The organism is Stenotrophomonas maltophilia group sp. SKK55, assembly GCF_057179845.1.
Genome location: NZ_JBXUHP010000011.1, coordinates 25,557 through 48,435, shown reverse-complemented (window position 1 = coordinate 48,435; position 22,879 = coordinate 25,557). Strand labels below are relative to the sequence as shown.

Here is a 22,879-nt window from a genome sequence, read left to right as displayed (position 1 = left end):
TGGGGTTTCGCCTCTGGACACGGCTCGCCGCCCATTCGCGCAAGCGCGGGGAGGGCGGCTTGGGTTTCCAGCGCTACGACACCACGGCAGGCCGCGGGAGCGCTTCACTCTTATGGGTTTTGGGTGTTGCAGGGCCGCAGGCAGCTGTCAGCCAGGCTGGAGCGCCACGCGGGACATGTTCAGCACGGTTGCGTGTCAGGCATCCGGCGATGGCCGGGAAGGCCGGTGAGCCGCTAACATGGCCGCCCCGCGGGCGGTGGTCGCGCACTGTGCCGGATTCGTCGGAAGCTGGGCTTCTGGCCCTGAGTAACTTCCAACGAAATCAATCCCTTATCTCGCCCCCCGAGTGTAACAGAATAAACAGCCTGATGACCGCCCAAGACCCGACCAAACCCGCTGGCGACAAGCCTTCCGTGCGCATGATCACCGTTCCCGCCGACCGCGCCGGCCAGCGCCTGGACAACTTCCTGCTCGGCCAGCTGAAGGGAGCCCCGCGCAGCTTGGTGTACAAGCTGGTGCGCAGCGGGCAGGTTCGGGTGAACGGCGGCCGCGCCAAGGCCGAGCGCAAGCTGGAGGCGGGCGATGAGGTGCGTGTGCCGCCGGTCCGTCTCAGTGAGGAAGGAGACAAGGCCGGCCCGCCAGAGGCGTTCATGCGGCGCCTGGAGCAGGCCATCGTCTTCGAGGACGCCCGGCTGCTGGCCCTGAACAAGCCCTCCGGCGTGGCCAGCCATGGCGGCAGCGGCATCAGCTTCGGTGCCATCGAGACCCTGCGCGCGTTGCGCCCGGGACAGACACTGGAGTTGGTCCATCGGCTGGATCGCGACACCTCGGGCCTGCTGATCGTGGCCAAGAAGCGTTCGGCGCTGAGCGAACTGCAGGCGCTGTTGCGTGAAGACCACGGCGCCGGCATCCGCAAGCGCTACCTGACCCTGCTGGCCGGCCGCATGCCGGACGGCGTGATGACCGTCGACGCGCCGCTGCACGTGGGCCTGCGCCAGGGCGGCGAGCGCCATGTACAGGTCAATGCCATCGGCAAGGAATCGATCAGTCACTTCCGGGTGCTGGAGCGCCGCGGCGGCCAGTCGTACTGCGAGGTGCGCATCGAAACCGGCCGCACCCATCAGATCCGCGTGCATGCCCAGCATCTGGGCCATCCGGTGGCCGGTGACGACAAATACGGCGATCCTGCGGTCAACAAGCGGCTTCGTGAGCAGATCGGGCTGAAGCGCCTGTTCCTGCACGCGGCCTCGCTGGAGTTTGCACTGGACGACGGCAAGAGCCCGTATGTGCTGAACGCGCCGCTGGCGGATGAGCTGGTCGAGGCGCTGGACCGCCTGCGCTGACGGCGGTTCGGCGGCGCCGGGTGCTCGGTCGGCGCCGTCGCTTCCCTGCGGAGAGTGGGCTTGTCACTTTCTTTGCTCGTGCAAAGAAAGTAACCAAAGAAACACGCCGCCATCCGCGAGCCGGCGCCGCGCGCCGGTGCCCTGCGCTCCTCGGTCCGCCGAGGGACGGCGCGGAACGCGCTGCGCTCAGACACCCGCGCCTCTTCGCCCTCGCCGGACCTGCGGTGCTCGGCTCGCTACAAGGCGGACCCGGACATCCGCAGCGTAGGCCCATACCCGCCCGTGACCTCTCGATACTGTGGGACGTACCAGCCGCGAGGGGGCTCAGCCCGTCGGCCGCAAACCCCTCACCATTTGAACAGCACCAGGCTGATCGCCAGCGTGCCCATGCCCGCCACCAACCCATAAACGGTCTCGTGACCCTTGGCATAGCGCTTGGCGGCCGGCAGCAGCTCATCCAGCGCCAGGAACACCATCACGCCGGCAATCAGCCCGAACACCCAGCCGAAGGTGGCGTGCGACAGCGACCCGGACAGCAACCAGTAGCCGAGCGCGGCGCCCACCGGCTCGGCCAGGCCCGACAGCAGGCTGGCGCTGAACGCATAGGCCTTGTTCTGGGTGGCGAAGTACACCGGCACCGCGATCGCGATGCCCTCGGGGATGTTGTGGATGGCAATCGCAAAGGCCAGTGGCATGCCCACCGACGGGCTTTCCAGCGTGGCGAAGAAGGTCGCCAGCCCTTCCGGGAAATTGTGCGCGGTGATCGCGACCGAGGTCAGCAGCGCGACCCGCTTCAGGTACTCGCGGCTGTTTTCGCGGAACGCGGGATCCTGCTTGTCCAGGCTGTCATGCGGGTTGGGAATGAAGTGGTCGATCAGCACGATCACGATCACGCCCAGCAGGAACGCCAGGGTGCCGTAGGTGAAGCCGGTGCGCTCGCCATGGGCCAGTGCGAACGAAGCAATGGATTTGTTGAGGATTTCCGACAGCGACACATAGACCATCGCGCCGCCGGCGAAGGCCAGGCCGAACGCCAGCAGGCGCGGGCTGGGGCGGCGCGAGAACAGCACCAGCAGGCTGCCGATCGCAGTGGCGAGGCCGGCCGCGAGGGTGACCGCCAGCGCAATCCAGATGTTTTCGGGGGGAATCTGCAGCATCTACCGACGCAGTCCTAGTCAACAGACAACCGCCCCGGACAGGGCCGGGGCGGCGAGGGCGAGGCGGGCGCCGGCTGGCCCCGTCGGGTGCGTGCGATCAGCCGCCGCGGCGCAGGCGCTCTTCAATGGCGAAGCACTGGTCCGGCTTCGGCTGCGGCGGGTTGAAGCTGACCGGCACCTGGATGGTGGCCGGCACCGGCTGGCCATTGCGTGTCGCGGCCTTGAACTGCCAGCCCTGCACGGCGGTTTTGGCCAGTTCGTCCAGCTGCGGGTTGCCCGCGCCAGTCAGCAGGGCGACCTCGCTCGGCTTGCCGTCGGTGCCGATGGTCACCTTGAACGTACTGGTGCCGCCCACGCCCATGCAGGCCAGTTCAAGCGGGTACTGCGGCGGCGGCGTCTTCACCGCTGCGACTTCGGTCGGCGGTGGCGGCGGTGGTGCCGGCGGTTCGGACGAGCCGCAGCCGGCCAGGCCGGTCGCAGCGATCAGGGACAGGCTCAGCAAGCGTACGTTCATGGCAGTTGCTCCGTCAGGGCCGAAGTCTTTGCCGCGCAGATGAAGTCGTTCTCGCTCAGACCGCCCACGTCGTGGGTAGAAAAGCGCACGACCGCGCGGTCGTAGTGCACGCCCAGGTCCGGATGGTGGTCCTCGCGATGGGCAATCCAGGCCAGCGCGTTCACGAAGGCCATGGTGGCGTAGTAATCCTTGAAGCGGAAGGTGCGCGTCAGGGCCTGCCCGCCCTCGCTCAGTTCCCAGCCGGGAACCTGCGGCAGCAGTTCGGCCAGGCGGGCTTCGCCGAGCTTGTGGTCGCTGCCTTTGCGTGGCACGCAACGGGCCTGGGCCAGTGGAATCAGGTCGGCCATGGGAATCTCCACCTCGTGTTGACTGAACAATGCGCCGGACGGTGTATAAACCGAATGAGCGGCTGACGCTTACTTGGCTAGAATAGCCTGATGATCCAGATCTCCGACACTGCCCAGACCCATTTCCGCAAGCTGATCGAACGCGAGGGCGTGCCTGGCATGGGCGTGCGCCTGAGCGCGGTCGACCCCGGTACCCCGCGCGCCGACGCCCGGCTGGAATTCGCCGAACCCGCCGACCTGCTGGGCGACGAGTGGGCGGTGGACTGCGATGGCTTCACCCTCTATGTCGATGCCGGCAGCGTTGGCTGGCTCGACGGTGCCGAGATCGACATCGTCGCCGGCACCGCCGGTGCCCAGCAGCTGACCATCAAGGCGCCGCGCATCAAGGGTGAAGCGCCCGGTGATGCGGCCTCGCTGGTCGAGCGCGTGCACTGGGTGGTGGAGAACGAAGTCAATCCGCAGCTGGCCTCGCATGGCGGCAAGGTGGCCGTGCAGGAAGTCTCGGCCGACGGCGTGGTGCTGCTGCGCTTCGGTGGTGGCTGCCAGGGCTGCGGCATGGCCGACGTGACGCTCAAGCAGGGCATCGAAAAGACCCTGATGGGCCGCGTGCCGGGCGTGACCGCCGTGCGCGACGCGACCGACCACGACAGCGGCCACGCGCCGTACATCCCGCGCGACAACGTCGCCTGATCGCTGACGCGTGCCTCTGACCCGGGCCGAGCAACTCATCGATCTGCTGCTGGCGCGCCAGCAGCCCCGCGCCGTCCTTGAGAAGACCACGCGCCTGCCTTATGGCTGGGCGTTGTGGCTGCGCTCGCTGGGGCCGCTGCCGCGGCCGTTGCATGCCAGCGAAGTGATTGCGGTATTGCTGCCGCGTCCGCTGCCCGGCCGGCCAGGCCAATCGCCGCAGTTGTCACCGTGGCAGGCGTTGCGCCGTCTGTTCTGGCAGGACTGGGACGCTGCGCCGCGCGACCAGCGCTGGATGCGCTGGACCTCGGCGCTGATCAGCGCACTGCTGCACCTGCTGTTCTTCATGCTGCTGCTGTGGGTGGCGGTGATCCGCACCACTGCGCCAGACGAAGAGGGCGCCGAGGGCGAGCGCGTGCAGGTGGAGTTCGTCGGCCGCGCGACCCAGGAAGGCGGGGGTGATCAGCCCGGCGCCGAAGTCGCTGCGGCCGCTGCGGCAGGTCGGGTTGCGACGGGGCAGCAGGCGGACGCCGCCACAGCTCCTGCCCCCCGTCCGGCGGCTGCCGAAGCCGCCGCATCTTCCCCTGCATCCGCGCCGACCGCCAGTGTTCCTCCTCCGCCAGCCGAAGCCGAGCCGGCGCCGGTTGCCGCGCCGCCGCCTTCACCGGTCCAGGCCACCGAGGTGGCGCAGGCCAGCACGGATTTCGTGGTGCCGCCGGTCAGCGTGCCGCGAACCGAAGTCAGCGTCGTACCACGTGACAGCACGCCCGTTGTGCGCGAGCGCAGTGTGCAGCCGGTGCAGGCGCCGCCGACGCCAAGCCAGATGCGCAGCCCGGAACTGGCCGTGCGCACGCCGCAGGTGCGTGACATCCAGGTGCGCGAACGCGAAGTCAGCATCGTCGAAGCGCCCGTCGCGCCCAAACCGCTGCGCAGCCCTGAAATGCAGGTGCGCGTGCCACAGCAGGACGTGCAGGTGCGTGAACGTGAAGTGCAGGCCGTGGCCGATCCGCAGGTGCGGATGGCGGCGGTGGCCGGGCGTGAGCCCGCCGTACGCGCGCCCACCGGTCGTGATGTACAGGTGCGGGAGCGTGAAGTGGCCCCGGCACCGGCGGCGGCACCGGCATCCTCCAGTGGCAGTGCCTCCGTGACGCCTGCGGCTGCGGCGCAAGGCAGCGCGGCGCAGACGAGCAGCAGCACGCGTCCGTCGGCCTCCGGCAGCACACCGGCACACGCCGGAGCGCGCCCGGCGCCCAATCCAGGCAACTGGGCCACGCCTGCCAAGGGCGACGACTGGGGTTCCTCCAGCCGTAACCGTGACGGTGCCAGCAGTGGCGCCCGCCAGGCCAGCACTGCCGGCAAGGGCAATGGCCTGTTCAATGCCGATGGCAGCGTGCGCGTGCCGGGCCAGGACGGCGATGGCCATGCCGAGCGCGGTGCGCCCGGTGGCGCCAACGACGGCTGGAGCAAGGAGCGCATCGCGCAATCGGGCACATGGCTGAAACGTCCGCCGTACGACTACACGCCGACGTCGTTCGACAAGTACTGGGTGCCACAGGAATCGCTGCTGGCCGAATGGGTGCGCAAGGGCGTCAAGGCGATGGAGATTCCGTTGCCGGGCACCAACTCGAAGATCTCCTGCGTCATTTCGATCCTGCAGGCCGGTGGCGGCTGCGGCCTGACCAACCCCAACATGCAGGACCAGCCGGCCGTGGCACGACCACCGCCGGACATCCCGTTCAAGAAAGAACTGCAGGAAGACAACGGGAGCCGCTAGGACGGCGCATCCACGCATGGCGTGGATCTACTGTGCATCCAGCTGCGCCGGGTAGATCCACGCCATGCGTGGATGATCCATGGGGGGCACGCCCATGCCGACCAAGGTCAGCCTCTATCAGGGCGTTGCCCTTACGCGCTCTGCGACAGGAACACCCAGAACGGGACGTCGCGGCCGACCCAATCGCGGCTGGCTTCATCCATCACGTCCAGCAGGGTGTCGAAGTCCCTCTGTGCGGCGGCGCGCAGCGCGTCCACATCGCACAGGAACAGCGCGTAGCCGTTGGCCGGCAGCCATTGCAGATCACGCAGGTTGTCCGACAGTGCATCCCAGTTGCCGCCGAAACCGGCCGGGAAATCCAGTTGCGCGGCGAGCCGGGCGAGCAGGGTGCGCTTGTCCGTCACGCCCTCCAGATCGATGCGGATCACCTTGAGGCTGGCATCGCGCATCGCTGCGGCCAGTGCGCCGATGTCATCGCTGTCGATGGCATAGACGCCGGCATTGTTGATGTCATGCAGGCCGAGGCCGAAATCATCGCGGCTCATCACTGCGCTCCCTGGGCCGGTACGGTGAAGCTGCGGAACGATTCGTAGTGGTCGTCGGTGTAGTACCACGCCTCCGGCGGATCGCCGCCGGTGACGATGCGGCGCGTGCCACGCGTGCGTGCACCGGGGGTGTCGACGGTGTACTCGCGGTAGTAGCCACGCGGACGTTGCGGCAGCTGCTGCTCGCGGTTGCCGAAGGTGGTGCCGTCCTGGCGGTGCGGGAATGGACCGCCTCGCTGGATCAGGGCAATGGTCTGGCGTGCTTCGGTGGGCAGGAACGCGGGCAGGCCGTTGTCCCGTCCGGGCGTGGCCGTGGCAGGGGCCCGTGCGGTCGGTGTTCCCTGCAGGTCCGGTGCGAACTGTGGCGCCGGCGGCCGCTGCAGGAAATGGTTGGCGACCAGGCCGAGCAGCAGCAGGGCGATGGCGGTGATCAGCAGCCGGGGGTTGCGCATGGGCAGGGGCGGGCGAGGGTGGTACACGCACTGTAGCGCCTGCGCGCTGCATGGCGCATGAGGAGGGCGCCGCGTCACTGCTGCGTAACAATTGCCGTCGTGCTCACTGGCAGGACGCAATTTCCTTTACATCCCCCTTGGTAATCTGCGGGTCTGTCCCCATCATTCACGGCGCACCGCCCGACATCGTCGGGTGCCCTCGCAATCAGGAGATGCATCATGGCCTACACCCTGCCCAAGCTGTCCTACGCCTACGACGCGCTGGAGCCGCATATCGATGCGGCGACGATGGAAATCCATCACACCAAGCATCACCAGACCTACATCAACAACGTCAACGCGGCGCTGGAAGGCACCGAATACGCTGACCTGCCGGTCGAAGAGCTGGTGAAGAAGCTCAAGTCGTTGCCGGAGAACCTGCAGGGTCCGGTGCGCAACAACGGTGGTGGCCATGCCAACCACTCGCTGTTCTGGACCGTGATGGCCCCGAACGCAGGTGGCAACCCGGTGGGTGACGTGGCCAAGGCCATCGACAAGGACCTGGGCGGTTTCGACAAGTTCAAGGATGCCTTCACCAAGGCGGCGCTGACCCGTTTCGGCAGCGGCTGGGCGTGGCTGAGCGTGACCCCGGACAAGAAGGTGGTGGTCGAGAGCACCGGCAACCAGGACAGCCCGCTGATGGAAGGCAACACCCCCATCCTCGGCCTGGACGTGTGGGAACACGCGTACTACCTGAAGTACCAGAACCGCCGCCCGGAGTACATCGGCGCGTTCTTCAACGTCATCGACTGGAATGAAGTCGAGCGCCGTTACCAGGAAGCGATCGCCTGATCGCGGTGACGGGATGAGTGGAAAGGCCGGGGGAGACCCCGGCCTTTTCTGTTGCAGGATCCCGGCACGACCTATTCCGCCGTGGCCGTAGCGTCCTGCAGGCGCAGGGTTGCCAACACGCCCAAGCGCAGTCCGGGCAGGTCGCCGTCGGCGGGCAGCAGGATCGGCTGCTGGCGGATGCCGCCGAAGTGCTTGACCTGGAACAGCACGTCCAAGCCGTGGCCACTGGCGCCGCCGCCACTGGCCGCAGGCGGCTCGGGGCGGCCGCCGGGATTGCGCCGTGCCGGCTGGAAGCCGGGCGTGCTCCGCACCAGCTCCACCGTGCTGGCCGAAAAGTCGCCCGCGATCAGGCTGGGCATGCCTTCGGCGGTGGCGCCGATCCAGGTCATCAGGTCGCTGGTCTGGTGTTGGCGGGCAGTGGCCTCGTCCGGGTCCGGGCGCAGCCGCGCCACATAGATGTTGACCAGCGCCTCGCCCAGCTTCAGCCGCATCATGCCGGCCGCACTGAAGGTGCCGGGAGGATGCAGCAGGGTCACGCCGTCCTCGCTCACCGGCAGCCGGGTAAGCATGGCATTGCCATGGCGCAGTGGCTGGCTGGGTGGGTCGGCGGTGACGAAGTCGCAGCTGTAGCGCAGCCGGCTGGCCAGCCAGCAGGCCGGGTTGCGGCCTTGCTGCTGCAGCACCTGCTGCACCGAGATCACGTCCGGCTGCAGGTCAGTCAGCAGTTGTGCGACCTGCTCGCGGCGCTGCTTCCATTGCGCGTCATCGCGGCTGGGCAGCTCCAGCGCGGCGACCGTCAGCTGCCGAGGTTCGCTCTCACTGGCAACGGCGGCCGGCGCCTGTGGTCGTGCCTGCGCCTGCAATGCCAGCAACAGCGCAAGGCAGCTGAGCAGGAGGCGGGCGGGGGCGAGGGGGCACATAACGATAAGTTTACGCTTTTGTCGTGCAGGTGCCGTGACTTCCGGCAGGGCCTGCACTGCCTGCCATGGATTGGCACCGTTGTCATGCAGCCCTGCAGCGTGCTTCGCAAGCCCCGGTTCCGGTAACCTTGCGCCTTTCGCTTTGCAGGAATGCCTTACAGGATGAGCCACGACGCAGTCGCCCCCATCGCCGGCCAAGGAAAGATGCCGCGCCAGATTCCGTACATCATCGGCAATGAGGCCTGCGAACGGTTCAGTTTCTACGGGATGCGCAACATCCTGGTGCAGTTCCTGATCACCTCGCTGCTGCTGCAGGAAATCACTGCGGAAGGCCGTGCCGGTGAAGCCAAGGACATCATGCACAGCTTCATGATCGGCGTGTATTTCTTCCCGCTGCTCGGTGGCTGGCTGGCCGACAGGTTCTTCGGCAAATACCACACCATCCTCTGGTTCAGCCTGGTCTACTGCGCCGGCCACCTGTGCCTGGCGCTGTTCGAGAACAGCCGCGAGGGCTTCTTCCTCGGCCTGGGCCTGATCGCGCTGGGTGCCGGTGGCATCAAGCCGCTGGTGGCCTCGTTCATGGGCGACCAGTTCGACCAGAGCAACAAGCACCTGGCCAAGATCGTCTTCGACGCCTTCTACTGGATCATCAACTTCGGCTCGCTGTTCGCCTCGCTGCTGATCCCGCTGGCACTGAAGAACTGGGGGCCGCAGTGGGCGTTCGGTATCCCGGGCATCCTGATGTTCATTGCTACCTTCGTGTTCTGGCTGGGCCGCAAGCGTTACGTGCTGGTGCCGCTGCCGCCGAAGGATCCGCATTCGTTCGCCAACGTGGTGCGTACCGCGCTGACCACGCGCGTGGCCGGCCAGGGCCGTCCGGGCCTGGTGATCGCCGCGCTCGGCCTGGCGCTGGCGGCGGCCTCGTTCGGCCTGGTCGGCTCGCTGGGCATCGTGATCTGCCTGTGCCTGGCGCTGGTGTCGATCCTGGCGGGCATCGGCGGTGGCACCTGGCTGCAGCTCGATCGCGCCCGCGGCCAGCATCCGGCCGAAGCCGTGGAAGGCGTGCGCTCGGTGCTGCGCGTGCTGGTGATCTTCGCGCTGACCACGCCGTTCTTCTCGCTGTTCGACCAGAAGGCCTCGACCTGGGTCCTGCAGGGCCAGCAGATGCAGATGCCGAGCTGGTTCACCGCCTCGCAGATGCAGGCGCTGAACCCGCTGCTGGTGATGATCCTGATTCCGTTCAACAACCTGGTGCTGTACCCGGCCCTGCGCCGCTTCGGCTTTGAGCCGACCGCGCTGCGCCGCATGACCGCCGGCATCGCCTTCAGCGGCCTGGCCTGGATCGTGGTCGGCGGCATCCAGGTGGTGATGGACGGCGGCAACGCCATGTCGATCTTCTGGCAGATGCTGCCGTATGCGCTGCTGACCTTCGGTGAGGTGCTGGTCTCGGCCACCGGCCTGGAGTTCGCCTACAGCCAGGCGCCGCAGGCGATGAAGGGCGTGGTGATGAGCTTCTGGAACCTGACCACCACCATCGGCAACCTGTGGGTGCTGCTGTCCAACGCTGCCGTGCGCAACGATGCCGTGACCCACAGGATTGCCAGTACGGGCCTGAGCGAAGCGGCGTTCCTGATGTTCTTCTTCGCCGGTTTCGCCTTCGTCGCGGCGTTGGCCTTCGGTTGGTACGCGAAACGCTATCGTATGGTCGACAACTACCGTAGCGCCTGAGCCTGACATGACCCCTGTCAATCTGCTGTTGATCGCCATCACCGCCATCCTGTCGTGGATGGCGTTCAACAACCGCAAGCTGGCCGATCGCCTGATTCTGTGGCCGCCGGCCGTCGACCGCCATCGCCAGTACGACCGGCTGGTGACCTATGGCTTCATCCACGCCGACTGGTCGCACCTGATCTTCAACATGATCACCCTGTTCTTCTTCGGGGGATTCATCGAGAGTGTGATGGTGCAGCTGACCGGCAGCTACCTGACCTACCCGGCGTTCTACATCGGCGCGCTGCTGGTCTCGATCCTGCCCAGCTACCTGAAGAACCAGAAGAATCCGAACTACCTCAGCCTTGGGGCATCCGGTGCGGTGTCGGCGGTGCTGTTCGCCTTCATCCTGATCAAGCCGTGGTCGATCATCCTGGTGTTCTTCATCCCGGCACCGGCGATCATCTATGCCGCGTTCTACGTCGGCTACAGCATCTGGATGGACAAGCGCGGCGGCGACCGCATCAACCACAGCGCGCACTTGGCAGGTGCGGCGTTCGGCGTGATCTTCATGCTGGCCATGCAGCCGAGCATCTTCAACCACTTCCTGCGCGAACTCTCCAACCCGACCTTCCGCCTGGGCGGCTGAAGCGTGCCGGGGTCGGATCCTGTGGATCCGGCCCCGGCGTATCCGGTTTCAGGCCTGGGTCGTGTGGCCGTAGGTATCCAGCAGGCGGGCGAACACTTCCTCGCCGATGCGCTGGAAATCCTGATCCTCGGTCTGCCCTTCCACCGCCAGTTGCAGCAGGCCCTCCAGCAGGGCGCGGTCGGTATCGGAATGGGAATTGCTGGCGTGCATGGGAGCCTCCACGGTGGTGCGCATGGTCAACGGTCGCAAGGGTCGTGCCAGCCTGGCCGTACCCCTCCATAGGCGATAGCGGCCGGCCCGCCTCCAGCTTGAGGGCGAAAACTGACGTGAATGGACTGGACTTGCCCCTGTTCAGGCTTCACGCGATCATGGCGCCCGGCTGCGCACCATCCACGCAGTCGCCGCAGGAGACAGTTCCATGGCTTCGGTCACGCCCCCCGGTCTGGCCTACGAGGTCGAACACGACCTGGCCAACCACCGCTTCACCGCCCGTGTGCGAGGACAGCTGGCGGTGCTGGACTACCAGATCAAGCGCAAGCGCATGGTGATTACCCACACCGAGGTGCCCGAGCCGATCGCCGGCCGTGGCATCGCCGGTGAGCTGACCCGCGTGGCACTGCGTTTCGCCCGCGAGCAGAAGTACAAGGTGGTGCCGGCATGTTCCTACGCCGAGGCTTTCCTGCAGCGGCACGAGGAGTACCACGACCTGCTCGTTGGCTGAGTGCCAGCGGGCCACGCTTCAGCCATGGCAGGCGATGATGTACAAACATGAACAGGGGATCCCGATGAAGATTGGAAACAACCGGCCATTGCACGGCAGCGTGCTGGCCGGCGTGGTGGGCGTGCTGTTGCTGGCCGGTTGCCAGCGTGAAAGCGAGCCGGCGCCGGCGACCGACGCGGCGCCCGCCGCCGAAGCCACCGCCGCCGGCGAGACGCCGGCCACGGAAGCGCCGCTGGACCTGCGCGACGTGATCGAAAACAACGAGCGTGAGGTGGTGGGCATCAGCTACCCGGCGGGTATCGACCGCTACCCCGGCCTGGCGCGCGCGCTGCAGGACTATGCCACCAGCGCACGCAGCGACCTGCAGCAGGCGCTGGACGGGCTGGGCAACGACAAGCCGACCATGCCCTACGAGCTGTCGCTGAGCTTTGAGAAGCTGCTGGAAACGCCGCAGCTGGTGGTGGTCAGTGCTGATGGCAGCCGCTATACCGGTGGCGCCCATGGCGAACCGCTGGTGGCGCGCTTCGTGTGGCTGCCGCAGCAGCAGCAGATGCTCAGCGCCGACAAGCTGGTGGCCGATGCCAAGGGCTGGAAGGTGATCAGTGAGTTCGTCGCCGACCAGCTGCGCGAACGCGTGGCCACGCGGCTCAGCGGCGAGGACATGGACCCGGCCCAATTGCAGGAATCGCTGCGCAACGCATCGCGCATGATCGCCGACGGTACTGGCCCGCAGGCCGACAATTTCAGCCAGTTCCAGCCACTGACCGACGACAAGGGGCAGATCACCGCGCTGCGCTTTGTTTTCCCTCCGTACCAGGTGGGTCCATACTCGGACGGCACCCAGACCGCCGATGTACCGGCGGCGGTGCTGTTGCCGCACGTGGCCAAGGACTACGTGGAGCTGTTCGCACGCGGTTGACCGCAGTCGAGGAGGTGACGTGGATACAGGGTTGCAGGAGCGGGTCGCCGGCCTGCTCCACGAAGCCGGGGTCCGCATCGGCGGTACCCAGCCACAGGACATCCAGGTGCATGACCCGCGCTTCTTCGCGCGGGTCATGGGCCAAGGCTCGCTCGGCCTGGGCGAGAGCTACATGGAAGGGTGGTGGGATGCGAACGTCCTGGATGAATTCCTCGCCCACCTGATGCAGGCGCACCTGGATGAACGGGTGCACGGCTGGCGCGAAGTGGCCGATGCGCTGAAGGCGCGCCTGTTCAACCTGCAGGCGGGGCAGGGCAGCTACGAGGTCGGGCGCCGTCATTACGACCTGGGCAACGATCTCTACCAGGCCATGCTGGGCCAGCGCCTGGTCTACAGCTGCGGCTATTGGCGCAACGCCGATGATCTCGACGCCGCACAGGAAGCCAAGCTCGACCTGGTCTGCCGAAAGCTGGGCCTGCGCCCGGGCCAGCGCGTGCTGGACATTGGCTGCGGTTGGGGCGAAGCGCTGAAGTTCGCCGCTGAGCGCTACGGTGTGAGTGGCGTCGGCGTGACGATTTCGCAGGAGCAGGCCGAGTTCGCGCGGAACCTGTGCGCGGGCCTGCCGATCGAGATCCGATTGCAGGACTACCGCGAGCTGGACGAACCGTTCGATGCGATTTTCTCGATCGGCATGTTCGAGCACGTCGGTGACAAGAACTACGCGGGCTTCTTCGAGGTGGCCAAGCGTTGCCTGTCGCCGCGCGGCCTGCTGCTGTTGCACACCATCGGCACCAACATCTCCCGGCATCGCACCGATCCGTGGATCGCGCGCTACATCTTTCCCAACTCGATGCTGCCGTCGGCGGCGCAGATCACCCGGGCGTTCGAAGGCCGTTTCGTGCTGGAAGACTGGCACAACTTCGGCACCGACTACGACCTGACCCTGCAGGCATGGCGGCGCAACGTGGAAGCAGCGTGGCCACGGCTGGATGCGCGCTATGACGAGCACTTCCGGCGAATGTGGCGCTTCTACCTGGCCGGGTCGATGGCCACCTTCCGCTGCCGGCACGCGCAGCTGTGGCAGCTGGTGCTATCGCCGGAAGGCGTGCCGGGCGGATACGTGGCGCCACGATGAAGCCAGCGCGGGGGCGGAGACCCCGGGGTCAGATCCCTTTTCACAGAAAAGGGCTCTGACCCCAACCACAACAAAAAAACCGCCCGGTCTCCCGGGCGGCTTTCGTTTCACGCTAGCGCGCAGGCGATCAGTTGCCGGCGCCGGTCAGGCCACGCTTTTCCAGCAGCGGTTCGATCTGCGGCTCGTGGCCGGCGAAATCGCGGAACAGCTGCATCGCGTCGACGCTGCCGCCCTTGGACAGCAGGGTGGCGCGGAAGTGGTCGCCGTTCTTGCGGCTCAGGCCGCCATTGTCCTTGAACCACTTCTGGGTGTTGGCGTCGAGCACTTCCGACCAGATGTAGGCGTAGTAGCCGGCCGAATAGCCGCCCATGATGTGGCTGAAGTACGGGGTCTTGTAACGCGGCGGAACCGGCGCGTAGTAGATGCCGTCCTTCTCCAGCGCGGCGCGCTCGAAGGCCATCACGTCCTTGGCCGCCGGCACCTGGTCGGCGCCGATCTGGTGCCAGCGCTGGTCAAGCATGGCCGCACCCAGGTACTCGGTGGTGGCGAAGCCCTGATTGAACTTGGCCGCCGCCAGCACCTTGTCCAGCAGCGCCTGCGGCATCGCCGAACCGTTCTGGTAGTGCTTGGCGTAGTTCTTCAGGATGACCGGGTTGTCAGCCCACATCTCGTTGACCTGCGAGGGGAACTCGACGAAGTCACGCGGCACCGAGGTACCCGAGAAGTACGGGTACTTCACGTTGGAGAACATGCCGTGCAGGGCGTGGCCGAACTCGTGGAAGGTGGTGTTCACCTCATCCCAGGTCAGCAGGGTCGGCTGGCCGGCCGGCGGCTTCGGGATGTTCAGGTGGTTGGCGACCACCGGCTTGAAGCCGGTCAGCTTGGACTGCGAGACGTAGGAGTTCATCCATGCGCCACCGCGCTTGGAGGCGCGTGCATACGGGTCGAAGATGAAGATCGCCAGCTGGCTGCCGTCGGCATCGAACACGTCGTAGACGGTGACGTCATCGTGATAGACCGGCAGGTCGGTGCGCTGCTTGAAGGTCAGGCCGAATTCCAGGTTGGCGGCATGGAACACGCCGTTCTCCAGCACGTTCTTCATTTCGAAGTACGGCTTCAGCTGCGACTCGTCGAAGTTGTACTTGGCCTGGCGCACCTTCTCGCTGTAGAAGGCCCAGTCCCACGGTTCCAGCTTGAACGTCGGCTTGCCGGCCGCCTTCTGTTCCTGGTCGATCATCGCCTGCAGGTCGGCAGCTTCGCGCTTGGCGTTGGCCACGGCGGCCGGAGCCAGCTTGCCCAGCATCGCGTTGACCGCTTCGGGGGTCTTGGCGGTCTGGTTGGTCAGGTTGTAGGCGGCGAAGTTCGGGAAGCCCATCAGCTTGGCCTTGTCGGCACGCAGCTGCATGATGCGCGAGACCAGCGCGGTGTTGTCGAACTCACCGCCACGGCTGCCACGGCTGACCGACGCTTCGTAGATCTTCTGGCGCAGGGCGCGGTTGGCCAGGTTGGTCAGCGGCGGCTGGCCGGTGGTGTTGAGCAGGGTGATCACGTACTTGCCGTCCTGGCCGCGGGCCTTGGCAGCTTCGGCGGCGGCGGCGATCTGCTCCTTGGACAGGCCGTCCAGCTCCTTGACGTCGTCGACGGTGATCGCCGAAGCGTTCACTTCCGACTGCACGTTCTGGCTGAACTTGGTACCCAAGTTGGCCAGCTCGGCGTTCATCTCCTTCAGCTTGGCCTTGTCGGCCTCGGACAGCTTGGCACCGGCGCGCACGTAGTTGTCGTAGTACTTCTCGACCAGGCGTACGCCTTCGGCGTCCAGGCCCAGCTGGCCGCGGGTGTCGTACAGCGCCTGGATGCGGGCGAACAGCTTGCCGTTCAGCGCGATCGCATCGCTGTGCGCGGCGAACTTCGCCGAGTAGTCGGCCTGCAGCTTCTTGCGGGTGTCATTGGTATCGGCACCGACCAGGCTGAAGAACACGGTGGTCGCACGGTCGAGGATGTCACCGCTCTTTTCCAGGGCGATGATGGTGTTGTCGAAGGTCGGCTTGGCCTTGTTGTTGGCGATGGCCTCCACTTCCTTCAGCTGCTGCGCCATGCCGGCGTCGAAGGCCGGGGCGAAGTCGCTGTCCTTGATCCTGTCGAACTGCGGATAATGCAGGGGCAGCGGGCTTTCGGCGAAGAACGGATTGGCCTGCTGGGCATGGGTGCTGGCAGCCGGGGTGGCGGCGCTGGCCGAGAAGGCGGGCAGGGCAAGGCCGAGGGACATGGCCACGGCAAGGGCAAGGCGGGTGGTCAAGGCAGGAACTCCGGTAAGGCAAACAAGGGCCCGAGGGTAACCCGGCCGGCGGCGCCCGCACTTGTGTCAAAAGGCATGTTGCCGGGTCCGGGCGCGGGTACCATGCATTCACCGCCCTCGGCCCGCCACCATGACCACCGCCTACGATTTCAGCTTCCGTGACCTCGACGGCCATCCACAGGCGCTGGCCCGTTATCAGGGCCACCCGTTGCTGCTGGTGAACGTCGCCAGCCGCTGTGGCTTCACCCCGCAGTACACCGGGCTGGAACAGCTGTGGCAGGACTACCGCGAACGCGGCCTGGTGGTGATCGGCTTCCCTTGCAACCAGTTCGGCGCGCAGGAGCCGGGGGACGCGGCGCAGATCCGCCAGTTCTGTTCGCTGGATTACCCGGTCAGCTTTCCGCTGTCGGAGAAGATCGAGGTCAACGGCGAGGGCGCTGATCCGCTGTGGGCATGGATGACGCAGGAAAAGCGTGGCCTGCTCGGCAGTGCCCGCATCAAGTGGAATTTCAGCAAGTTCCTGGTCGATCGCCAGGGGCAGGTGGTGTCGCGGCATGCGCCCACCACCCGGCCGGAGCAGTTGCGCAGCGCGATCGAAGCGCTGCTGTAGAGCCGAGCCCACGCTCGGCTGCTTTTCCGGCTGACTCCGAGAGCGCGCGCCGCGCGCAAGCCGAGCGCGGGCTCGGCTCTACAGATGCGATGGGTTATTTCTCGACGAATGCGCGTTCGAACACGTAGTGGCCCGGTTGGCCGATGCGCGGCGAAACCTGGAAACCCCGGGCATCGAGCACGGTGCGAAGGTCGGCCAGCATCTGCGGGCTGCCGCAGATCATCGCGCGGTCGTTTTCCGGGCTCAGTTCCGGCAGGCCGAGGGTGCGCTGCATCTCGCCGCTTTCCATCAGCGAGGTCAGGCGGCCCTGGTTGGCGAACGGCTCGCGGGTGACGGCCGGGTAGTACAGCAGCTTGTCGCCGATCATCTCGCCGAGGAACTCGTGCTCACGCAGTTCCTTCTCGAAGTAATCGCGATAGGCCAGGTCCTTCTCGTAGCGCACGCCGTGGCACAGGATCACCTTCTCGAAGCGCTCGTAGGTTTCCGGATCCTTGATGACCGACAGCCACGGCGCCAGGCCGGTGCCGGTGCCCAGCAGGTACAGGTTCCTGCCGGGATGCAGGTCGCTGATCAGCAGGGTGCCGGTGGGCTTCTTGCCGACCAGTACCTTGTCGCCCGGCTTGATGTGCTGCAGGCGCGAGGTCAGCGGGCCGTCCTGCACCTTGATGCTGAAGAACTCCAGCTGTTCTTCCCAGTTGGCACTGGCAATGGAATAGGCGCGCAGCAGCGGTCGCGCCTCGGTTTCCAGGCCGATCATCACGAACTGGCCGTTCTCGAAGCGGAAACCGCTGTCGCGGGTGGTGGTGAAGCTGAAGTAGGCATCGGTCCAGTGACGGACCTCAAGCACCGTTTCGGCGCCGAAAGCGGAGGACATGGGCGTATCTATCGAAAGTCGTCGGGGGTGATTCTATCTCAAATGAGACAAGTTCTCATTGGGCGGAACGAGAGGCGTTCTCAGCGGTAACCCGCCGCCTGCAGCTCGAACAGCTCGGCATAGCGGCCGCCCTGCGCCATCAGCTGCGCATGGGTGCCGCTGGCCTCGATCCGGCCATCGGCCAGCACCAGGATGCGGTCGGCCATGCGTACCGAGGAAAAGCGGTGGGAAATCAGTACTGCGGTGCGATTATCCGCCAGTTCCCTGAACCGCTGGAACACCTCGAACTCACTACGGGCATCCAGCGCTGCCGTTGGCTCATCCAGGATCATCACCTGCGCATTGCGCATCCATGCGCGGGCAATGGCGATCTTCTGCCATTGGCCACCGGACAGGTCCACGCCCTGCTTGAAGCGGCGGCCGATCTGCTGGTCGTAGCCGCCGGGCAGGTCGTCGATGACTTCCTCGGCCATGCCGCGTCGCGCCGCGTCAGCGATGCGTGCCTGGTCGTCCATCGCCTCGACCTGGCCGACGCCGATGTTCTCGCCGGCGCTGAGGTTGTAGCGCACGAAGTCCTGGAAGATCACCCCGAGGTTGGCGCGCAGGTCATCCAGGTCGTAATCGCGCAGGTCGCGGCCGTCGAGCAGGATGCGGCCTTCGTCCGGCTCGTACAGCCGTGCCAGCAGTTTTACCAGGGTGGTCTTGCCGGCACCGTTCTCGCCGACCAGGGCCAGCACTTCGCCGGCGTGCAGCTGGAAATCCAGATGGCGCACCGCCCACTGTTCGGCATCGGGGTAGCGGAAGCCGACGTTCTCGAATACGAAGCCCTGGCGGATCGGTTGCGGCACGCGCACGGCCCCATCGCGCGAGTGGATTTCCGGCTGGATCTGGAAGAACGAGAACAGGTCATCCAGGTACAGCGCCTGGCTGGCCACCTGCGAGAAGCCGATCAGCAGGCCTTCCAGCAGCTGGCGCAGGCGCAGGAAGCTGCCGGCGAGGAAGGTCAGGTCGCCGATCGAGAAGTCCCCGCGCACCGTGCGCCATGCGATGTAGGCGTAGGCGGTGTAATACCCCAGCGTGCCCAGCGCAGCCAGCAGCGTGCCCCAGAACGCGCGGCGCCGTGCCAGGGCGCGGTTGGCCTGGAACAATGCCACCGACAGGCGCCGGTAGCGCTCCACCAGGAAGCGGTGCAGGTTGTAGATCTTCACTTCCTTGGCCGTTTCCACGCTGGCGCCCAGCTGGCGCAGGTAGTCGAGCTGGCGGCGCTCGGGCGTCCACTGGAAGTTGAGGCTGTAGCCGGCCGCGTTGAAGTGCGATTCGCCAATGAAGGCCGGCACCAGTGCCAGCGCCAGCAGCAGGATCAGCCACGGCGCGTAGACCAGCAGGCCGACGGCGAGGCTGGCCACGGTGATCGCGTCCTGCACCTGGCCGAACAGCTGGCTCATCAGGTTCATCCGGCCCATGGTCTGGCGCCGCGCACGGTCCAGCTTGTCCTGCAGGTCCGGGTCTTCGAAATCCTCCAGGTCCAGCGTCGCGGCGTGTTCCATCAGGCGGATGCTGGTGGCGTTGGCGAACAGTTCGGAAAGCAGAGCGTCGGCGAAGCTGACCAGCCGGCCGAGCAGGTCCGAGGCGATGGCCAGGCCGAATTCCAGTGCCAGCAGGCCCAGCAGTGGATTGAGCAGGCCGCTGGACAGCGCCTCGCCCAGCGGCGGGAAGCCGGCATCGTGCTGGCTCAGGTGCAGGGCGCTGTCGATGATCAGCTTGCCGACGTACAGCATCGCCACCGGCAGCAGGGCACGGATCAGGCGCAGCCCCAGGCTGGCCAGGGTGAGCGCCGGACTGGTCTTCCAGACCATGCGCAGGAAAGGGGGCAGATTGCGCATCGCCCTGAAGCGCTGGCGCAGGCTGGGTTTCTTCGCGGCGGCAGCGCCAGCGGTGGCGGAAGCAGGCATGCGCGTATTGTGCGCGCCTGCTACGTGCAGAGGGGGTCAGTGCAGCCGTGTGGCCGGCACCGGGGTCAGATCCCTTTGCCACACAAAGGGATCTGACCCTCCCGCATCCACGCATGGCGTGGATCTACCGTGTCGACCGAGGTCGACACCTACCAGCAGCTCCAGTGAACTATCGAAGGCGGGGTGGGTCAGGTCGCAGGGGCGTGAGCCGCATGGATGCGGCGACCGAGCTTACATGGACGTACTTGCAGCGTCCCCTGTGACCTGACCCACCCTGCCAACCCGCAGAAGAGCCAGCTTTTGCCGTTGCTCCAGCTGTTGCTCTGGCCTCTGCGGGTGCCGGGCGGCAGCCCGGCCAACAGGACCCTTTTACGGCAGCGGCGGCAGCAGGCCCGCACCCAGCCGGTTCCAGGCGTTGATCACCGCAATGCCCATGCTCAGGTCACTGATGCCCTTCGCATCGAAGTGCGGCGCCAGTGCATCGAACGCCGCCTGCGACGGCGCACCCTCGGTCAGCCGGGTCAGCGCCTCGGCCCAGCCCAGTGCCGCACGTTCGCCGGCATCGAAGAAGCGGCTTTCGTGCCAGGCGGGCAGGGTGTCCAGCTTGCGCGGCTCGATGCCGCCCTTACGCAGCGCCGTGCCGTGCATGTCCATGCAGTAGCCGCAGCCGTTGAGCTGCGACACGCGCAGGAACACCAGTTCCATCAGGGTCGGGTCGATCGAGCTGTCATGCACCGCCTGGCTGGTGGCCAGCAGGCCCTTGAAGGCCTCGGCGGCCAGACGGGTGTAGGGGACGCGGGGGGAGGTGTGATTGGACATCGTGGGCTCCACGGCGGCCACGATGGCCGCCTTCATCACAAGGACGCCGCAGCGTTGCGGTGCGTGACAACCTTCGGCAATTTTTCTGGATTCAGCACGCTGTAAACGTTGGCGATGCGGCCATCGACCACTTCGATGGTGGTGACCGAGTGCAGGCGGTCGCCCTGGAAGCGCAGGATCGCCGGTTCGCCGTTGACGTAGCCCAGCTGCGCCGGATGCGCGGCGCCGCGGCGGGCGATGGCCCAGAACAGTCGCCCGATGCGCTCGGCGCCCCGCAGCGGGCGGATCGCGGCGGTAACCACGCCGCCGCCGTCGGAGACCAGTTGCGCGTTGGCGTGCAGCAGGGCCTGAATCGCCTCGCTGTCGCCGCGCTGCGAGGCATCCATGAAGCGCGTCAGCAACTGCCGGTGCTGGATGGCATCGGCGTTGAAGCGCGGCCGTCCGGCCTGCAGACGCTGCCGGGCGCGGTGCACCAGCTGCCGACAGTTGGCTTCGCTGTGGCCGATCAGGTCGGCGATCTCACGGTAGTCGTGGTCGAAGGCCTCCTTCAGCAGGAAGGCGGCGCGTTCTTCGGGGCCGAGCTGTTCGAGCAGGGTCAGGAAGGCCACCGAGACCTCGTCGGCCAGCGCATGCAGCTGGGCCGGGCCGGGCGCGGGGTCAGGCTCCAGGGTGACCGCCAGCGGTTCGGCCAGCCATGGGCCGACATAGTGGACACGCTCGCGCTTGGCCGCTCGCAGGCGGTCCAGGCCGAGCCGGGTGGTGGTGGTGACCAGCCACGCCTCGGGGGCGCGGACGCTGGCCGGATCGGCGCCGGACCAGCGCAGCCAGGCATCCTGGACCACGTCTTCGGCGTCGGCGCGGCTGCCGAGCAGGCGATAGGCCAGCGCCATCAGGCGCGGGCGGTGGGTCTGGAAAACGGTTTCGGCGTTCATGTGGGCAAGGACGCCGCAGTGGCGCGTGGCGTGACAGAGCGTCGGGGGAATCTTGCCGGCCAGCGGCCAGCACGACCACCCCGGGGCCGGGGGAGGGGGGTAAAATGGGCGGATTACCCCCGCCAGCCTCGAGCAAGCGAGCAAGCCGTGACATCGATCAAGCAGGAAGACCTCATCCAGTCCATCGCCGACGCGCTGCAGTACATCTCGTACTACCACCCGGTCGACTACATCAAGAACCTCGCCGCCGCGTACGAGCGCGAGGAGTCGCCGGCCGCGAAGGAAGCGATGGCCCAGATCCTGATCAATTCGCGGATGTGCGCCGAAGGCCACCGTCCGATCTGCCAGGACACCGGCATCGTCACCGTGTTCCTGGAAATCGGCATGGACGTGCGTTGGGATGACGCCACCATGGGCGTGGAAGACATGGCCAATGAGGGCGTTCGCCGCGCCTACATGCATCCGGACAACAAGCTGCGCGCCTCGGTGCTGGCTGATCCGGCCGGCAAGCGGATCAATACCAAGGACAACACCCCGGGCGTGGTCAACGTCAAGGTGGTGCCGGGCAACAAGGTCGACGTCATCGTTGCCGCCAAGGGCGGTGGTTCGGAAGCGAAGACCAAGTTCGCCATGCTCAACCCGTCCGACTCCATCGTCGACTGGGTGCTGAAGACCGTGCCGACCATGGGCGCCGGCTGGTGCCCGCCGGGCATGCTCGGCATCGGCATCGGTGGCACCGCCGAGAAGGCGATGCTGCTGGCCAAGGAGGCGCTGATGGAACCGATCGACATCACCGAGCTGCAGGCCCGTGGTGCCTCCAACCGCATCGAGGAGCTGCGCCTGGAGTTGTATGAGAAGGTCAATGCGCTGGGCATCGGCGCGCAGGGCCTGGGCGGCCTGACCACTGTGCTGGACATCAAGATCAACGACTATCCGACCCATGCGGCCAACCTGCCGGTGGCGATGATCCCGAACTGCGCCGCCACCCGCCATGCGCACTTCACCCTGGATGGCAGTGGCCCGGTGATGCTGGACCCGCCGTCGCTGGAAGACTGGCCGAAGCTGACCTATGACGCGTCCAAGGGCACCCGCGTGGACCTGGACACGATCACCCCGGAGGACGTGGCCAGCTGGAAGCCGGGCCAGACCCTGCTGCTCAACGGCAAGCTGCTGACCGGCCGCGATGCCGCGCACAAGCGCATGGTCGACATGCTCAACAAGGGCGAGCAACTGCCGGTCGACCTGAAGGGCCGCTTCATCTATTACGTCGGCCCGGTCGATCCGGTGCGCGACGAAGTGGTGGGCCCGGCCGGCCCGACCACGGCGACCCGCATGGACAAGTTCACCGAGCAGGTACTGGCACAGACCGGCCTGCTGGGCATGGTCGGCAAGGCTGAGCGCGGCCCGGCCGCCATCGAGGCGATCAGGAAGCACAAGTCGGCCTACCTGATGGCCGTTGGTGGTTCGGCCTACCTCGTGTCGAAGGCCATCAAGGCCGCCAAGGTGGTTGGTTTCGCCGACCTGGGCATGGAGGCGATCTACGAGTTCACCGTGCAGGACATGCCCGTGACCGTGGCGGTGGATTCCACCGGCGAATCGGTGCACAAGACCGGCCCGCGCGAATGGCAGGCCCGCATCGGCAAGATTCCGGTGGTTGTGGAGTAAGCCTTCCATCCCGGACCAGACAACGGC

At 66.6% G+C, this 22,879-nt stretch carries 23 protein-coding genes; 11 read left to right on the top strand and 12 right to left on the bottom strand.

Annotation, left to right across the window (positions count from 1 at the left end; all coding sequences use genetic code 11):
* Positions 1–368: 368 nt before the first annotated feature.
* Positions 369–1,343: an RluA family pseudouridine synthase gene (locus tag AC2A1N_RS05150; RefSeq protein ID WP_049397926.1), complete on the top strand. Its 975-nt coding sequence runs from the start codon at positions 369–371 to the stop codon at positions 1,341–1,343.
* A gap of 347 nt (positions 1,344–1,690) precedes the next feature.
* Here the strand turns inward: AC2A1N_RS05150 and zupT are convergent, their stop codons facing one another.
* The 3 genes from zupT to AC2A1N_RS05135 all read right to left on the bottom strand — a co-directional run bounded on the left by zupT (position 1,691) and on the right by AC2A1N_RS05135 (position 3,361).
* Positions 1,691–2,500 carry a zinc transporter ZupT gene (zupT, locus tag AC2A1N_RS05145; protein WP_049417245.1) on the bottom strand — a complete coding sequence of 270 codons (810 nt, stop codon included), beginning with the start codon at positions 2,498–2,500 and terminating at the stop codon, positions 1,691–1,693.
* A 97-nt stretch (positions 2,501–2,597) separates the two neighbouring features.
* Positions 2,598–3,014, bottom strand: a complete 417-nt coding sequence (locus AC2A1N_RS05140; RefSeq protein ID WP_005417613.1) for an energy transducer TonB — start codon at positions 3,012–3,014, stop codon at positions 2,598–2,600.
* Positions 3,011–3,361: a 4a-hydroxytetrahydrobiopterin dehydratase gene (locus tag AC2A1N_RS05135; RefSeq protein ID WP_021203009.1), complete on the bottom strand. Its 351-nt coding sequence runs from the start codon at positions 3,359–3,361 to the stop codon at positions 3,011–3,013. Before AC2A1N_RS05135 ends, AC2A1N_RS05140 begins: the two co-directional genes overlap by 4 nt.
* A gap of 90 nt (positions 3,362–3,451) precedes the next feature.
* On the opposite strand from AC2A1N_RS05135, the gene AC2A1N_RS05130 reads away from it, so the two are divergent.
* Positions 3,452–4,051 carry an NfuA family Fe-S biogenesis protein gene (locus tag AC2A1N_RS05130; protein WP_061478003.1) on the top strand — a complete coding sequence of 200 codons (600 nt, stop codon included), beginning with the start codon at positions 3,452–3,454 and terminating at the stop codon, positions 4,049–4,051.
* Between the two features lie 10 nt (positions 4,052–4,061).
* Positions 4,062–5,822, top strand: coding sequence for a hypothetical protein (locus AC2A1N_RS05125; protein ID WP_484371702.1), 1,761 nt, complete (start codon positions 4,062–4,064; stop codon positions 5,820–5,822).
* 131 nt (positions 5,823–5,953) lie between these two features.
* On the opposite strand, the gene AC2A1N_RS05120 is transcribed toward AC2A1N_RS05125, so the two are convergent.
* The gene (locus AC2A1N_RS05120; RefSeq protein ID WP_484371700.1) at positions 5,954–6,367 is read right to left on the bottom strand and encodes a barstar family protein; all 414 of its coding nucleotides are present in this window, start codon (positions 6,365–6,367) and stop codon (positions 5,954–5,956) included.
* Positions 6,367–6,819, bottom strand: coding sequence for a guanyl-specific ribonuclease (locus AC2A1N_RS05115; RefSeq protein WP_061478000.1), 453 nt, complete (start codon positions 6,817–6,819; stop codon positions 6,367–6,369). The genes AC2A1N_RS05120 and AC2A1N_RS05115 overlap by 1 nt, the downstream gene beginning before the upstream one ends.
* A 219-nt stretch (positions 6,820–7,038) precedes the next feature.
* On the opposite strand from AC2A1N_RS05115, the gene AC2A1N_RS05110 reads away from it, so the two are divergent.
* Positions 7,039–7,650 (top strand): superoxide dismutase, encoded by a 612-nt coding sequence (locus AC2A1N_RS05110; protein WP_005410310.1) that lies wholly within the window; start codon positions 7,039–7,041, stop codon positions 7,648–7,650.
* A 71-nt stretch (positions 7,651–7,721) separates the two neighbouring features.
* Here AC2A1N_RS05110 and AC2A1N_RS05105 read toward each other — a convergent pair whose 3' ends face one another.
* Entirely contained in the window at positions 7,722–8,570 is an 849-nt protein-coding gene (locus AC2A1N_RS05105) for an endonuclease/exonuclease/phosphatase family protein (RefSeq protein WP_061477999.1), read from the bottom strand.
* 162 nt (positions 8,571–8,732) lie between these two features.
* On the opposite strand from AC2A1N_RS05105, the gene AC2A1N_RS05100 reads away from it, so the two are divergent.
* Positions 8,733–10,298 (top strand): POT-type proton-dependent oligopeptide transporter, encoded by a 1,566-nt coding sequence (locus tag AC2A1N_RS05100; protein WP_346476890.1) that lies wholly within the window; start codon positions 8,733–8,735, stop codon positions 10,296–10,298.
* Positions 10,299–10,305: 7 nt separating this feature from the next.
* Positions 10,306–10,929, top strand: coding sequence for a rhomboid family intramembrane serine protease (locus AC2A1N_RS05095; RefSeq protein WP_005417591.1), 624 nt, complete (start codon positions 10,306–10,308; stop codon positions 10,927–10,929).
* A gap of 48 nt (positions 10,930–10,977) precedes the next feature.
* Here the strand turns inward: AC2A1N_RS05095 and AC2A1N_RS05090 are convergent, their stop codons facing one another.
* Positions 10,978–11,139, bottom strand: coding sequence for a hypothetical protein (locus AC2A1N_RS05090; RefSeq protein ID WP_180883853.1), 162 nt, complete (start codon positions 11,137–11,139; stop codon positions 10,978–10,980).
* 208 nt (positions 11,140–11,347) lie between these two features.
* Here AC2A1N_RS05090 and AC2A1N_RS05085 point away from each other — a divergent pair, with 208 nt between their 5' ends.
* The 3 genes from AC2A1N_RS05085 to cfa are packed head-to-tail and all read left to right on the top strand — an operon-like array spanning position 11,348 to position 13,704.
* Positions 11,348–11,650: a GNAT family N-acetyltransferase gene (locus AC2A1N_RS05085; protein ID WP_005417588.1), complete on the top strand. Its 303-nt coding sequence runs from the start codon at positions 11,348–11,350 to the stop codon at positions 11,648–11,650.
* Between the two features lie 37 nt (positions 11,651–11,687).
* A complete protein-coding gene (locus tag AC2A1N_RS05080) occupies positions 11,688–12,569 on the top strand; it encodes a DUF3298 and DUF4163 domain-containing protein (RefSeq protein WP_134972247.1) in 882 nt (293 codons plus the stop codon).
* A gap of 19 nt (positions 12,570–12,588) precedes the next feature.
* Entirely contained in the window at positions 12,589–13,704 is a 1,116-nt protein-coding gene (gene cfa, locus AC2A1N_RS05075; protein WP_061477996.1) for a cyclopropane fatty acyl phospholipid synthase, read from the top strand.
* 127 nt (positions 13,705–13,831) lie between these two features.
* Here the strand turns inward: cfa and AC2A1N_RS05070 are convergent, their stop codons facing one another.
* A complete protein-coding gene (locus AC2A1N_RS05070; protein ID WP_484371696.1) occupies positions 13,832–16,000 on the bottom strand; it encodes a M3 family metallopeptidase in 2,169 nt (722 codons plus the stop codon).
* A gap of 130 nt (positions 16,001–16,130) precedes the next feature.
* Here AC2A1N_RS05070 and AC2A1N_RS05065 point away from each other — a divergent pair, with 130 nt between their 5' ends.
* Entirely contained in the window at positions 16,131–16,610 is a 480-nt protein-coding gene (locus AC2A1N_RS05065; protein WP_484371694.1) for a glutathione peroxidase, read from the top strand.
* 94 nt (positions 16,611–16,704) lie between these two features.
* Here the strand turns inward: AC2A1N_RS05065 and AC2A1N_RS05060 are convergent, their stop codons facing one another.
* The 4 genes from AC2A1N_RS05060 to AC2A1N_RS05045 form a co-directional block, all read right to left on the bottom strand.
* Positions 16,705–17,484 carry a ferredoxin--NADP reductase gene (locus tag AC2A1N_RS05060; protein ID WP_154351108.1) on the bottom strand — a complete coding sequence of 260 codons (780 nt, stop codon included), beginning with the start codon at positions 17,482–17,484 and terminating at the stop codon, positions 16,705–16,707.
* A gap of 80 nt (positions 17,485–17,564) precedes the next feature.
* Positions 17,565–19,436: an ABC transporter ATP-binding protein gene (locus AC2A1N_RS05055; RefSeq protein WP_484371692.1), complete on the bottom strand. Its 1,872-nt coding sequence runs from the start codon at positions 19,434–19,436 to the stop codon at positions 17,565–17,567.
* Positions 19,437–19,805: 369 nt separating this feature from the next.
* Complete coding sequence (locus AC2A1N_RS05050) at positions 19,806–20,255, bottom strand: carboxymuconolactone decarboxylase family protein (protein WP_484371690.1); 450 nt, start codon at positions 20,253–20,255, stop codon at positions 19,806–19,808.
* Between the two features lie 35 nt (positions 20,256–20,290).
* Positions 20,291–21,187 carry an RNA polymerase sigma-70 factor gene (locus tag AC2A1N_RS05045; protein ID WP_484371688.1) on the bottom strand — a complete coding sequence of 299 codons (897 nt, stop codon included), beginning with the start codon at positions 21,185–21,187 and terminating at the stop codon, positions 20,291–20,293.
* 147 nt (positions 21,188–21,334) lie between these two features.
* Between AC2A1N_RS05045 and AC2A1N_RS05040 the strand changes: the two genes are divergently transcribed.
* Positions 21,335–22,852: a fumarate hydratase gene (locus AC2A1N_RS05040; protein WP_180879208.1), complete on the top strand. Its 1,518-nt coding sequence runs from the start codon at positions 21,335–21,337 to the stop codon at positions 22,850–22,852.
* Positions 22,853–22,879: the final 27 nt, after the last annotated feature.

Coding starts and splice junctions, on each gene's coding strand:
- AC2A1N_RS05150 (WP_049397926.1), top strand. CDS start 369: ATGACCGCCCAAGACCCGACCAAACCCGCTGGCGACAAGCCTTCCGTG.
- zupT (WP_049417245.1), bottom strand. CDS start 2,500: ATGCTGCAGATTCCCCCCGAAAACATCTGGATTGCGCTGGCGGTCACC.
- AC2A1N_RS05140 (WP_005417613.1), bottom strand. CDS start 3,014: ATGAACGTACGCTTGCTGAGCCTGTCCCTGATCGCTGCGACCGGCCTG.
- AC2A1N_RS05135 (WP_021203009.1), bottom strand. CDS start 3,361: ATGGCCGACCTGATTCCACTGGCCCAGGCCCGTTGCGTGCCACGCAAA.
- AC2A1N_RS05130 (WP_061478003.1), top strand. CDS start 3,452: ATGATCCAGATCTCCGACACTGCCCAGACCCATTTCCGCAAGCTGATC.
- AC2A1N_RS05120 (WP_484371700.1), bottom strand. CDS start 6,367: ATGAGCCGCGATGATTTCGGCCTCGGCCTGCATGACATCAACAATGCC.
- AC2A1N_RS05115 (WP_061478000.1), bottom strand. CDS start 6,819: ATGCGCAACCCCCGGCTGCTGATCACCGCCATCGCCCTGCTGCTGCTC.
- AC2A1N_RS05110 (WP_005410310.1), top strand. CDS start 7,039: ATGGCCTACACCCTGCCCAAGCTGTCCTACGCCTACGACGCGCTGGAG.
- AC2A1N_RS05105 (WP_061477999.1), bottom strand. CDS start 8,570: ATGTGCCCCCTCGCCCCCGCCCGCCTCCTGCTCAGCTGCCTTGCGCTG.
- AC2A1N_RS05100 (WP_346476890.1), top strand. CDS start 8,733: ATGAGCCACGACGCAGTCGCCCCCATCGCCGGCCAAGGAAAGATGCCG.
- AC2A1N_RS05095 (WP_005417591.1), top strand. CDS start 10,306: ATGACCCCTGTCAATCTGCTGTTGATCGCCATCACCGCCATCCTGTCG.
- AC2A1N_RS05090 (WP_180883853.1), bottom strand. CDS start 11,139: ATGCACGCCAGCAATTCCCATTCCGATACCGACCGCGCCCTGCTGGAG.
- AC2A1N_RS05085 (WP_005417588.1), top strand. CDS start 11,348: ATGGCTTCGGTCACGCCCCCCGGTCTGGCCTACGAGGTCGAACACGAC.
- AC2A1N_RS05080 (WP_134972247.1), top strand. CDS start 11,688: ATGTACAAACATGAACAGGGGATCCCGATGAAGATTGGAAACAACCGG.
- AC2A1N_RS05065 (WP_484371694.1), top strand. CDS start 16,131: ATGACCACCGCCTACGATTTCAGCTTCCGTGACCTCGACGGCCATCCA.
- AC2A1N_RS05060 (WP_154351108.1), bottom strand. CDS start 17,484: ATGTCCTCCGCTTTCGGCGCCGAAACGGTGCTTGAGGTCCGTCACTGG.
- AC2A1N_RS05055 (WP_484371692.1), bottom strand. CDS start 19,436: ATGCCTGCTTCCGCCACCGCTGGCGCTGCCGCCGCGAAGAAACCCAGC.
- AC2A1N_RS05050 (WP_484371690.1), bottom strand. CDS start 20,255: ATGTCCAATCACACCTCCCCCCGCGTCCCCTACACCCGTCTGGCCGCC.
- AC2A1N_RS05045 (WP_484371688.1), bottom strand. CDS start 21,187: ATGAACGCCGAAACCGTTTTCCAGACCCACCGCCCGCGCCTGATGGCG.